This is a genomic window from Flagellimonas oceanensis, from assembly GCF_003992595.1.
In the GTDB taxonomy this organism is placed as follows: Bacteria; Bacteroidota; Bacteroidia; order Flavobacteriales; family Flavobacteriaceae; genus Flagellimonas; species Flagellimonas oceanensis.
This window is the reverse complement of the sequence record NZ_RZNA01000040.1, coordinates 42,733-54,806: the sequence shown is the minus strand read 5'-3', so window position 1 is coordinate 54,806 and position 12,074 is coordinate 42,733. Positions and strand designations below refer to the sequence as shown.

The 12,074-nt window shown below is 40.2% G+C and carries 15 protein-coding genes; 3 read left to right on the top strand and 12 right to left on the bottom strand.

Features of this window, described 5'->3' with window-relative positions; all coding sequences use genetic code 11:
* From EO132_RS09950 to EO132_RS09940, 3 genes are read left to right on the top strand one after another with little or no spacing between them, the layout of a single operon-like run.
* A complete protein-coding gene (locus EO132_RS09950) occupies window positions 1–204 on the top strand; it encodes a helix-turn-helix domain-containing protein (RefSeq protein WP_014034008.1) in 204 nt (67 codons plus the stop codon).
* A 21-nt stretch (window positions 205–225) separates the two neighbouring features.
* Window positions 226–1,101 carry an ABC transporter ATP-binding protein gene (locus tag EO132_RS09945; RefSeq protein WP_127137695.1) on the top strand — a complete coding sequence of 292 codons (876 nt, stop codon included), beginning with the start codon at window positions 226–228 and terminating at the stop codon, window positions 1,099–1,101.
* The gene (locus EO132_RS09940; protein ID WP_127137694.1) at window positions 1,098–4,259 is read left to right on the top strand and encodes an ABC transporter permease/M1 family aminopeptidase; all 3,162 of its coding nucleotides are present in this window, start codon (window positions 1,098–1,100) and stop codon (window positions 4,257–4,259) included. The genes EO132_RS09945 and EO132_RS09940 overlap by 4 nt, the downstream gene beginning before the upstream one ends.
* A gap of 62 nt (window positions 4,260–4,321) precedes the next feature.
* Here the strand turns inward: EO132_RS09940 and EO132_RS19580 are convergent, their stop codons facing one another.
* The 12 genes from EO132_RS19580 to EO132_RS09885 form a co-directional block, all read right to left on the bottom strand.
* Complete coding sequence (locus tag EO132_RS19580) at window positions 4,322–4,600, bottom strand: YdeI/OmpD-associated family protein (RefSeq protein WP_235856432.1); 279 nt, start codon at window positions 4,598–4,600, stop codon at window positions 4,322–4,324.
* Window positions 4,601–4,633: 33 nt separating this feature from the next.
* Window positions 4,634–4,828, bottom strand: a complete 195-nt coding sequence (locus EO132_RS19575; protein WP_235856431.1) for a YdeI/OmpD-associated family protein — start codon at window positions 4,826–4,828, stop codon at window positions 4,634–4,636.
* 121 nt (window positions 4,829–4,949) lie between these two features.
* A complete protein-coding gene (locus EO132_RS09930; protein ID WP_127137693.1) occupies window positions 4,950–5,402 on the bottom strand; it encodes a GNAT family N-acetyltransferase in 453 nt (150 codons plus the stop codon).
* A 40-nt stretch (window positions 5,403–5,442) separates the two neighbouring features.
* Window positions 5,443–6,927: an amidohydrolase family protein gene (locus EO132_RS09925; protein ID WP_127137692.1), complete on the bottom strand. Its 1,485-nt coding sequence runs from the start codon at window positions 6,925–6,927 to the stop codon at window positions 5,443–5,445.
* A gap of 46 nt (window positions 6,928–6,973) precedes the next feature.
* The gene (locus EO132_RS09920; protein WP_205780352.1) at window positions 6,974–7,924 is read right to left on the bottom strand and encodes a TolB-like translocation protein; all 951 of its coding nucleotides are present in this window, start codon (window positions 7,922–7,924) and stop codon (window positions 6,974–6,976) included.
* A 38-nt stretch (window positions 7,925–7,962) separates the two neighbouring features.
* The gene (locus tag EO132_RS09915) at window positions 7,963–8,358 is read right to left on the bottom strand and encodes a hypothetical protein (RefSeq protein ID WP_127137691.1); all 396 of its coding nucleotides are present in this window, start codon (window positions 8,356–8,358) and stop codon (window positions 7,963–7,965) included.
* Between the two features lie 56 nt (window positions 8,359–8,414).
* Window positions 8,415–8,699 carry a hypothetical protein gene (locus tag EO132_RS09910; protein ID WP_127137690.1) on the bottom strand — a complete coding sequence of 95 codons (285 nt, stop codon included), beginning with the start codon at window positions 8,697–8,699 and terminating at the stop codon, window positions 8,415–8,417.
* Between the two features lie 53 nt (window positions 8,700–8,752).
* On the bottom strand, window positions 8,753–9,202 hold the full coding sequence (locus EO132_RS09905; RefSeq protein ID WP_127137689.1) for a GNAT family N-acetyltransferase: 450 nt from the start codon (window positions 9,200–9,202) through the stop codon (window positions 8,753–8,755).
* 103 nt (window positions 9,203–9,305) lie between these two features.
* Complete coding sequence (locus EO132_RS09900) at window positions 9,306–10,148, bottom strand: NAD(P)H-binding protein (RefSeq protein ID WP_127137688.1); 843 nt, start codon at window positions 10,146–10,148, stop codon at window positions 9,306–9,308.
* 5 nt (window positions 10,149–10,153) lie between these two features.
* Window positions 10,154–10,666, bottom strand: a complete 513-nt coding sequence (locus EO132_RS09895) for an anthrone oxygenase family protein (RefSeq protein WP_127137687.1) — start codon at window positions 10,664–10,666, stop codon at window positions 10,154–10,156.
* A 7-nt stretch (window positions 10,667–10,673) separates the two neighbouring features.
* Complete coding sequence (locus tag EO132_RS09890; protein ID WP_127137686.1) at window positions 10,674–11,084, bottom strand: DUF5367 family protein; 411 nt, start codon at window positions 11,082–11,084, stop codon at window positions 10,674–10,676.
* Between the two features lie 91 nt (window positions 11,085–11,175).
* Complete coding sequence (locus tag EO132_RS09885) at window positions 11,176–12,030, bottom strand: helix-turn-helix domain-containing protein (RefSeq protein ID WP_127137685.1); 855 nt, start codon at window positions 12,028–12,030, stop codon at window positions 11,176–11,178.
* Window positions 12,031–12,074 lie beyond the last annotated feature (44 nt).

Here is a 12,074-nt window from a genome sequence, read left to right as displayed (position 1 = left end):
ATGCCGATTATTATAAATATTGATGTGATGCTTGCCAAACGAAAGATAAAGAGCAAGGACCTTGCTGAAGAGATTGGCATAACCCCTGCTAATTTATCCATACTTAAAAATGGAAAGGCCAAAGGTGTACGCTTTGAAACCCTAGAGGCCATTTGCAAGGCCTTAGACTGTAAACCAGGAGATATTATTGACTATGTAGCATAGTTCTTCCAACATATTTAGACCATGAATACATTAAAAATTGATAATGTATCCCTTGTGTATAGCAATGGGTACAAGGCGCTTACTGCCTTAAATCTAGAAATAGAAAACGGAATATTCGGACTCTTGGGGCCAAATGGCGCAGGCAAATCTTCCCTTATGAAAACCATTGTTGGACTGCAAAAACCAACGGAAGGCAACATCAGTTTCAATGGTGTCGACGTTGTTCAAAACCCACTGGATATCCAAAAGCATTTGGGTTTTTTGCCCCAATACTTTGGAGTTTACCCCAAAGTATCCGCTTATGACCTTTTGGAGCACTTGGCCAAATTGAAAGGGGTATCGAACAAGAAGCAACGTCATGATCAAATCATGAATTTATTGGAAAAAGTGAATTTGACCGATTTCAAAAACAAAGAGGTCCATACGTTTTCAGGAGGTATGAAACAGCGTTTTGGAGTAGCCCAGGCATTATTGGGAGAACCCAAAATCGTTATTGTAGATGAGCCCACAGCCGGATTGGACCCAGAAGAACGAAATCGTTTCAATACACTGCTCAGTGATATCAGCGAGGACATCATCATCATATTATCCACGCACTTGGTGGAAGATGTGAGAAACCTCTGTTCACAAATGGCCATCATTAAAAAGGGACATGTTATTTCTCAAGGTGCCCCAAACGACTATCTCGAGCAATTAAATGGAAAATTATGGAGCAAAGCGATTTCCAAAGAAGAACTACCCACTTTGGATTCGCATCATCAAATCATAAGTAAGCAATTGGTGGAAAGGGTCATGCACATCACCATTCATGCTGACGATTGCCCTGCCGGTTTTACAGAAACAACCCCAACTTTGGAGCACGCCTACTTTACACATTTAAACACTGTTGCCTTGTGAAAACGATTATCCTAAACGATATACAGACCATAGTAAAGCAAAAAGCGACATTCGCTACCCTACTCATTTTTGTGGGCATTGGGTTCCTGACTGGATTCAAATTCAATATTTCGGTTGGGGATGAACTTGCTGCGAATGCCGCCTACTCGGTTGGTTTTATGATTGGGTTATTGAGCCTTACCATCATTTTAATCGCCACTGTACTGGCATTTTCTCTATTGTTCAAAGAGCAGGATGCTAACTATGGTTTAATTGTTTATTCCACTCCCATCAAGAAAAAAGCATTTGCGTTTGCCCGTTTCTGTTCTTTCTACCTGTTTACTTTGTTTGGTTTTTTTACTTTAATCATAGGGTACGTGGTCGGACTTCATTTGTCGGAAAATGCCCAAATGAACCTAGACTTTAACCTTTGGCACTTTACATACCCTTTTTTGCTATTTGGAGCTATCAACACATTGGTCGTGTGCTGCATCCTATTCTTTATTGCACAGGCTTTTAAAAATAAATTACTGGTAGCCATTTCAGGTTTACTGCTGTATGTGTTTTACATGATAGCCCTGATGTTTTCCAATGCTCCTTTTATGGCGCAAGCAATGCCACAATCTTTGCTGGTACAGCGTATTTCTGCCTTAGTGGATATTTTTGGGCTTTCCGGGTACTTTTTTGAAGCCAAAGACCTCGATGTTTATCATCGGAACAATCACGTTGTGCCCTTTACCAATCTATTACTCATCAATAGGTTGATAATTACCCTTTTCTCCCTGGGCATGGTATATTTAGGGATTCGTTCCTTTTCCTTTCTACCTAGTTTTAAAGGAAAGTCCCAAAAAAAGAGTTCAAGCTTACAGCACAATACGCAACAAATCCCTTTTTCTACGACAGCGACCACTTTTAACCGGGAATCAAGGTGGCGAGCGATATTCTCGTTCATCAAGGTTGATTCAATTTATATCTTCAAAAGCATAGCTTTTGTGGCCATCTCCATATTACTTCTGTTTTATGTTGGGGTTGAAATGTTCGATGACATCAACAAAGGCATCCGTATGCCCCAACTTTATGCCAGTTCCGGCCTTTTGGCACAAACCATCAACAATACTTTTTATCCGTTGGGAGGTTTGATTCTGGTTTACTTTGTAAACGATATCTTTTGGCGGAGTAAGGCCAGTGGGTTTTCTATTATTGAGAACACTACCTTCCATGTGGCCGAAAAACGAACAGGCCACATGGGAAGTATTTCCTTGTTGATATTATCACTAACTGCCATAATGCTTTTAGAGGCCATTATTTTTCAGTTGGTGTTCAGGTTCCCTCTTTTTGATTGGGAGGCCTATGCTGGGGTACTCATGTTCAACACGCTCCCATTACTGTTATTCGCCTTGTTTTTGCTTTTCATCAATACAATCAGTAAGAAAAAAGGCATTGCCCTAGGGATTTCCATCTTGAGTTTTTTGCTCTTTGCGACACCCATTGCCAAAAGTATTATTGATAATTCCCTGTTCCGTTTCTTATCAGGGTATCGTGGAACGTACAGTGATTTTCTTGGCTATGGTGCTTACCTATATCCATTTCTATGGCGACTCGCTTTTGGGTTTTCTCTTATCTGTATTTTATTCCTTGTGTACAATTTCATCAAGTCTCGCCCTAAAAGATTGGCGATAGGAATTGGAACAACCATTTGCATCATCATTGCCTTCTTCAATGGTTCACAATATTTAGAAAACCATGTCCCAAAAAAGAAGAAAGAGGAACAAATCGCAGAGCTTGTTTCCTACGAAAAAAAGTATCGAAAATATCAACATATAAATCAACCAACGATCAAAAAAGTGGACACTAAAATTGATTTATATCCAAATGAACGGTCCTATACCGTTCAAGGGAAGTATGTCCTAAAAAATCCCTATTTGGAACCAATTGATTCTATTTTGATTCATGTTCCAGAGGATTTCGAGATCAAATCCCTTGTTTATCAATACAAAAATGAAACAATTAACGTAGACAAGCCAATTTCGGAACTGCTCCTGAACCAGCCACTTACAGCGAATGATTCAGCAAAACTATCTTTTGAAATGTCCTATACATGGCATCCTGTAAATGGCCATGATCCTTTTAATGCCATAGTTGAAGATGGTTCATTCATGAGAATCAGTCGGTATTATCCCCAATTTGGATATAATGACGGGAAAGAACTATCCGACATCCAGTTGAGAAAAAAACATGGTTTGGGCACCGTCACCAAATTAAAAAAGCTGGAGGCACCTAAAGATGGTATCAATGACGCCATTGATCTTAACATGCAAATCTCCACATCAAAAAACCAAATAGCTGTAGGTACGGGAGAACTACAAAAAAAGTGGCAAATTGATGACAGGAACTATTATGAATACAGTGCTGCATCCATTCCTTTCCGATTTGCAATTTCCTCCGCAACGTATCAAACAAAAAGTGTGGAACATAACAATATTGACATTACGGTTTACCATCATCCATTGCATAAGAACAATGTGGACCACCTTATTGAAAACACCAAACTCACCTTGGATTACTGTATCGAAAATTTCGGCCCCTATCCCTTTACATCCATCAATTACTCCGAAGTTTCATCGTTCACGCAAGGTTTTGCTGGGACTGCCTATCCTGGGACCATTTTTATGACGGAGAACATGACATTCAATGCCAATCTCGGTGCAGGCGACAATCAGGACGTAGTGAACGAACTTGCAGGCCATGAGATAGCCCACTTTTGGTGGGGCACCAACCAAATTGCCCCCGACTACAGGGAGGGTTATTCCATGCTGACAGAAAGTTTGGCCATGTATACCGAAATGATGATCTACAAAAAGATGTATGGAAAGAAAGAAATGATGGAACGTGTTGCTATTCATCAACAAATTTATGAAGCCGAAAAAGGATTACATAAAGAAAAACCTTTGCTTAAAGTGGCTCCAGGAGACACTTACTTGGCTTATTCAAAGGGTGCGATTGTATTTGTAGAACTGAGTGAATTGATTGGGGAAAACCAATTGAACAAGGCCTTGAGGAGTTTTCTTGAAAAAAACAGCTATCCCCATGCCAAGCCCACCTCCACGGATTTATTGGAGGAAATACTTGAAATAAGTGACCAGTCCCATCATGATAAAATAAAATCACTTTTTGAGTAAAATCGTGATTGCGCATCAATCATTATACTAAAATCATGTTTGCCATGGCCATAAGACGTTTTTTATCCAAACGGCTTTGGTTTTCTTTGTTGACCCGCGTTTTGCACTATTTCAATAATTCTTTTAAGTCTTGTTTCTTCTCTTTTAGCAGACACAACCCAATACAACATCGATTTTTTGTCAGACCTACTTAGACTTTCAAAGTATTCTGCCGCCCCTTTATGGTTGGCAAGCCCTTGTTTTAAATCTTTTGGGATTTCCAAGTTTTCCACTTTGTCCAGAATTGTCCAAGAACCGTTCTCCTTGGCAATTTCAATACTTTTGAATCCCGCTTCTGTCATAAGTCCATTGTCAATTAAGGCTTCAATTTTTTCCTAATTGATTTTTGACCAATTACTTTTGGCTTTTCGTTTGGTAAAATATTGTTTATACCTTTCACTGTCAATTGTTCGTTTTGTGCTGTCAATCCAACCAAAACAAAGAGATTCATCAACTGATTCACTCCAACTTAAGTTATATTTCGGAGATGCTTTCCGGTAAAAAACCAACCAGACAGCATCCTTTTCCATGTGGTTCATTTCGAGCCATTTTCTCCATTGTTTTTTGTTTTTTGTTTTTTGGACAAAATACCTCAGTTTCTTTCATTGTCGATCTCGAATTTTATCAGATGCTTACAACAAGCGAATTTCTTTAAAAATGCATTTTCATGCCTTCGTGGGTGGCTTTGAACCCTAGGGACTCGTAAAACCGAATGGCATCCGGGCGTTTTTTATCGGTGGTCAATTGCAATAAATGTGCGTTACGTTCTTTTGCCCTGTTGATGGCCCATTCAAATACGGTTTTACCTATGCCCAGACCTCGATGATCTTTGTGTACGCGTACACCTTCAATCTGAGCTCGAATACCTCCTTGGTACGTTAGATAAGGAATGAAGGTCATCTGAAAAACCGCAATGATTTGCTCTAGTTCATTTTCAACCACCATCAATTCTTGGTTTTGGTCCGAATCAATTCGCTCAAAGGCATCAAAATAAACTTGAGGCAAAGGGAGGGTGTAATTTTCGCGCTTACTGCCCAAAGCATCGTCCGCAATCATTTCAACGATTGTCTGAACATCTCCTGAGGTTGCTTTTCTGAATTGCATGGTTTTTACTGTTATTCTATATTTTAATTATACTATGGTTCTACTCTGTACCCTTCTGGGCAGAAAATGTCTTCCTGTCCAAAGGTATTCCATTTATGATTACTTGTTCTATATCGTTATATGCCGTAATATCTTGTAAGGGATTTTTATTCAGGATGAGTAGGTTGGCTTTCTTTCCACTTTCCACGGTACCGTAGAATTGATCAAGGTTGAATGCTTTTGCGTTCTCTATGGTCGCCATGGCCAATATTTTGCTTAGGGGAACCCCTGCCTTTTCCATTTCCAGCATTTCCAGATAGCCATTGTAGCCCGGTGGATTGCCAAAGGTCGGGGACGATGGTGTATCCGTACCGAATAGGATATGGCCACCATGGTCGAACATATATTTCAAATTGATTTTTCCTTGATTGGAAATTCGGTTGAAATTGTTTGAAATGATATTCTTGGGAGCATCCCCAAATACGCTGGCATACATGACATCCGAATTTGCCTTATAATATTCAATCAAATTCTTTGGCAACACATTTTCCAATTCTGTGTTATTTAGGTAATCGGAATCCGTAAGTTCCCTTAATCCATTTATCACTTGCAAAGTCGGCATATAACCCACTTTGTTTTCAATCTCAACATCCAATGCTTGTTTGATTTCTTCTGGAACCGCATTGGTTGAATCCAACCTATGGTTTGCCCAATTCCAAAGACCATGGGCCACAATATCAACCTTTGCTTTTCCTAAAAATTGATGTGCCTCCAAAGAATTTCCATGAATCACCAAAACCAAATTGTTTTTATGCGCCTCTGTTTTCATTTCTTCCATCAGCGCTTCGGAAGGAGTTGGAAAACGAGGTTGTGTTGGGTCAAAACCAGGTTCGTAATAGGTTTTTAATGCAATAGCCCCCGATCCCGCTATTCTTTTGGCTACTGCTTTAGGACTGTGGTTCTCTTTTATAAATTTTTCGGGGATGGGATAAGCTTTGCTTTCTTGATAAATGAAGTTGGGGATTTCATCGTTCCAATTGGAGAGTCCGTAGCCATTCCCAATAACCGCTCCTCCGCCAACATAGAACAAGTCAGGTCTAATTTCAGCTTTTTGAAAATCAACCAATCTTTCTGGTTTGGCAGTTCCCAAATCAATCAAGGTCGTGTATCCAAAATAGAGATAGCTTTTGGGAAGCTGTTCCCTAAAGCTTTTTACAATATCAGGGTTTTGAAGCTCTTCTTCATCAGAAAGGGCATCCGTACCGGTAACATGGACATGACTATCTATGAGTCCGGGAATGATATATTTTCCTCTCGCATCAATAGTTGTAAAGCTCCCCTTTAGATTAGGTCTTTCTTCTCCAACATAAACGATTTCATCTCCATCCACTGCTACAAAACTATCGGTAGATACGGTCTGGTTTTCTGGGGAGATGATCTGGGCATTTTGAATTAACACCCCATTTTCCACTAAAATTTCAACCCCGCTCGTTTTACACGAAATCAAACTAAAGATAGAAAGCAGTAGTATTATTGTTTTGTTCATTGCATTTTAAATTGATGCTGACAACCTATGATTTTAGTCGCAGTGTTTAGTTATTGTTTTTGCTCTTCTTAATACTTTCTTTTACAGACTTGAAATCTACCCAATAAATATTTCCCAACCACTCAGAACCATCATCTTCCCCTTGTATTTCGAATCCTCTATGGAAAAACAAATACCTGCCATCGGGCGATACACTTGCTGCCATTTCCGTTTGCTCTGTATTGATTTTAGATCCCAAATTGTACGCTTCCGTCCAGGAACCGTTTCTTTTAAAACTGATGTACAGATCACTGTCTCCAAATCCCGAAGGTCTTTCCCCATCAAATATCATGTAACTTTCATCAGGTGCGATGTAGGGATGTGCAATCATTTTTCCGGTATTGATTTCGTTTCCCATCTTTCGGATATCGCTATATCCCCCCGCTTCGGTCATGGCATAATAAATGCCTCCATTCTCGGGTTTGGCTCCTTCCTCTTGAGAGGTAAAATACAGATTCCCATTTGCTGAAGAAGTCAGGTACATCATATAAGTTGCAGCCGATGGTTTTTCCAAAGGCAATGGTTCGCTCCATCCACTATTCCTTCTTTCGCTGTACCATTGAATCAATCCTGGTGATTTGAGTGTATCATTGATTGGTCTTGTGCTACCAAAATACAGTCGGTCTCCTGTGGGATTGATATGAGGTTCAAATTCCCATGTCTCATTTGATGAAAAAAAGGCCAATTGCGGTGTTGTCCAGCTACCATCGACCAATTTTGAAGTCAAAATATTATTTCGTCCCCCCGGTTTACGACGTGTATAATAGATTTCGTCCATCGCTGGGGAGAAGGTAATTGCAAAATCCATAGCTCCCTCTATCGAAATAACCCCTTTACCAAAAACCAAGGGAATATCTGTTGGGATTTCATCACTGAGCAACGTAAGGTTTGATTTTTCACTTTCCTGACATGATAAAATCAAGAAAGTGAAAATGATAAATACCAGTATTTTTTTCATGTTCGTTTTTTTTGATTGATGCTATATTACCTAAAAAATCACTGCTTCAATCTTTTGTTCCAAACCATAACCAACAATAGAAGGATGAAAGCAATTCCAAATCCCAGTATTCCAATGTTTATTCCCAAAAAGGTTTTTTCGCTACCATCCAGGTATTTCATGGATCCCCCGTAAAACTCCTTTACACTGAATGCCAATAAGAATCCTCCGGTAACCAACATACTCACAATCGCACTGATTTTTACATCCTTTTTCACCCATGCCAGCCATAGACAAAAAAACCCGATTCCGGAGTTGGTGATCAATTGCCACACCTCGTGGATGCGAGCATGGGGTGTCCAATCCGGGTTGAACACATGGGTATCGTTGATTTCCAAAAATGGGACTGCAATGGCATAAAGTACAATGCAGAAGGTGATGATGATTCTGTTCATGGTGCAGATACGAAGATTATCTCTTACAGTAATTGATTTTCAATTATTTTATACGTTCAGTAAAGGTTCTTTGTCATACCCTTTAAACCAACTTCAGGTAAAAACTGATCGGAAATTGTGAGAATGGCATGCAGGTTGTCCCGTAACCTCTCCAGCTTTATTTCCTCCGGGTTTATAGAAGTTTGCAAAAGATGAAGCGCCATATCCGCGAGAAGCAACCGCTGTTTTTCGAGCCATTCCTCATCGTTTTTAGTTGCTGGATGGTTCAAGTAAGCTGTTTCAACCTGACTGTGTAATTCCCAGCTGGTTTTTATCATTTCTGTTCGTTCTTCTATTGTCATTGGTGTACGCTTTAAATCAGTATTGCAGTAATTTGTTTTGCTCGTTTTTTTGATTAAATATTGTTCAACTCCATGTGCAAAATAGGGTAAGGTTTGCCAGAGGCATCCAATGCTGAACGGCCTACCACCTCGAAACCATAATGCTTATAAAATCCAACCCCTTGTTCGTTTTGTTCGTTTACATCTACTTTTTGCACCTCTAATTCATCTATGGCATGGGCCAATAATTTCCTCCCAATGCCCTTCCCCCTACTGTCTGGGTGGATAAAGAGCATTTCAAGATTGTTGTCAGACACACCTGAAAACCCTAGGATGTTTCCTTTGCTGTCCCTAGCACACCTCAGCTCAACAGCATCCAAATAAGTACTTAGGATCAGTGGTTTGAAATAGGCAATATCCTCTTCCTTTAAGAAGTTGTGTGTTGCCCGAACCGAGGCTTCCCATACCTCCACCAATATGGGGTATTCGGATTTTTGAACATGGCTGATATTAAATGCTTTCATAGGTTCACTATATGTCATCAAAAAGGTGGTAAAATTACATTAGCATGTATGAATTGCGATTAGCCCAGGTCAGCTAACAAATCCAGTTGTCCTGAAACAAATGTTAGGCGATTGGTATTCCACTTTTCCAAACTCCTGTTTTGACTGTTTCATTTACATATTGGGTAAAACTCTTGGGCTTGCGTTTGAGTACCTTTGCTATATCATTGGTAATTTCGGACACCATGGGATTCCCCAGCACCTCTGTGAATAAATATTCAATCAACCAAACGAAGTCTGCCGGCACACCGTGCTCCTTCATCGCTGCTACATACTCTTCAATGGAAATCGGCGCAAAAACAATATCCCTGTCTGCGGCTTTGGCAATTTCCGCAATCGCTTCTTTAAAAGAAAAGGTTGTTGGCCCGGTAAGCTGGTAAACTTGTCCATTATGTTGCTCGTGAAGTAAAGCTTCAACAACCACGTCGGCTATATCTCCCGTATCCACATAAGGTACCTGTACATCAGCTTGGGGCAAGGCGACAACTCCTTGCTGAATAGGTTCCAGAAAGAAGCTTTCGCTAAAGTTCTGGCTGAACCAACTAGCACGTACTATGGTATAGTCCAATCCTGAACGCATAACTACTTCCTCACAAAGCTCAGCTTCCCGTTCTCCTTTACCGGATAGCAACACCACTTTTTTCAAGTGCTGCTTTTTGGCAAGATCAATAAGGCTTTCAATCGACTGCTTTGCGCCAGGTACCGCCAAATCAGGCTGGTAGGTAATATACATTTTGTCCACTCCCTCTAAAGCATCTTTCCATGTTTCTTCATTGTTCCAGTCAAATGCAGGTTCAGATGACCTTGAACCGATACGCACATTTTGGTTCAGGAGCTTTAAACTATCCGCCACTTTTCGTCCTGTTTTACCAGTTCCCCCAATGATTAAAAAATTATCTTTTTTCATGATTGTTAATTTATGTTTGAATTGATTTGATTTTGTAAAAGGGCAAGAATCAGAAGTAAAAATGATAGTGTGGACGAAATGGTCCTAATCAAGTGCAATCTGTTCCATTTATTCTCAAAATTGTTTCGTAAAGCCCTTAACTTTTCAGGAGTGAAAGTTTGTAGGTCAGCTTTCTCCAGCATCTCGTTCAGTGGTATATTACCCATTATGGTTATCACCACAACCCCTGCTATGTAAAGAATTCCCGCTGCCAAAAACATCCAAAAAATAGTATTGGGCTGATTTCCATTGAGGTATATATTGGCCATGTGGCCAAACAAGGGTCCAAAAAAGACTATGAGGAAAAGAGGATTGATTATGGCCCTGTTCATCTCTTGAAAGGACAGCAGGTATCCAAGGTCATCCAAGCGACCTATCCCCAGGGTTACTGCATTGGTCCAAGTAAAGCAAAGTCCCGCTGTCAATCCCGTGAGCAGTATATTACCAATAGTTGTAATTGTGTTCAAAGAAAGTTCCATGGTATTCCTATAATTGATTCAAAGAATTTATTTGCTTTGGACGAGCCTTAGCATACCAATAGATGGTAGCAACCGCTACAAATTCCAGTGCTATCAACCAGAAATCGGTAGAACCGAAAAAACTGGTATAGCTACCACCATAAGGGATAATCAATAAGGGAACGGTAATTAATGCATCCAATGTGGCACTGGCCAATAGCATTAACAATCCAATCGTTAATCCATGATGGGCGGATTTTACCTTTTTATAATACAGCCATGCTCCCAACCATACTAAAAACGGAACCACCAATGCCAATCCAATATTGGCCTGTAAGTATCTATCTTCTGAAATCGGCAACATGTATAAGGCCGAAAAAGCAGAAACGCCAAAAATCCAAACCAGAATTCCGATTCCCAATGCTTTTACTGTTCTCATTCTTCCTGTTTTTTTGATTACAGGACAAAACTAAGCTGACATTCAAGCCTTTATTTATTCCAAAAGGAGTATGATTTGTTGGAAACGGAGTTTACTTGATCTGGCTGGGTCTATACCCGAATTTTTTCTCGAAGGCATTGGAAAAAGAACTCAAGCTATCGTAGCCCACATGCCACGCCGCTTCCTGTACTGTGGCTTCTTGGTTCCTAATCAGTTCATGGGCAGTTTTCAATCGTTCGTTCTGAAGGTATTTGAATACCGGTACGCCAAAAAGTTCCTTGAAGTCCTTTTTAAGGCTGTAGCTGTTCAACCCTATTTGACGGGATAGCTCCGAAAGAGAAGGTGGGTTGTCCAAGTTATCAATTAGGATTTCCTTGGCCCTGTACAACTTGTCTTGCTCCTTGAGATTGATTTTTTCGGTTTGCATGGTGGCCAATTGCCCAAAAAAATGGGACAACAGGGCGGTCATTTGGCTTCGGAAAAACATCATTTTGGTTTTCCCGTGATATTTCATGTTGAAGACCGAATCCACAATCTGGTCCATTTCTGGAGTCATGAAAAATCGTGGACCTTCCACATAGTGGTCGGAAGGATTTACCAATTCACTCAATAAAGAAGAGAAAATTTCCCCTTCTTGATTGGGCAGGTTGTTCAAATTCCGCAAAGCCGTAGCAATCAGAATACAACGTAATGGTTTTTCCGGTACCACGGTATGCTCAAATTCAACACTTGAGTCTGCATAAAAAGACAGGGCCAGCCCTTTTGTATGATTGAATGTTCTGGATTGTGAACCATAATTCACTTTTAAGTCCACATTTCCAGAGCCGTAAAAAGCAACGGCGACCACTGGTTCGTCAAAGCTGCAGGTATCCACAACCATAGTATTGGTAGTAGCTTCTTCAACTAAAACCGTAAAATCGTTGATATCAATATAATCCCGGGTCATCTATCTGGAAAAATCCGTTAAAGATAAAGAACCTTGGAGTTTAT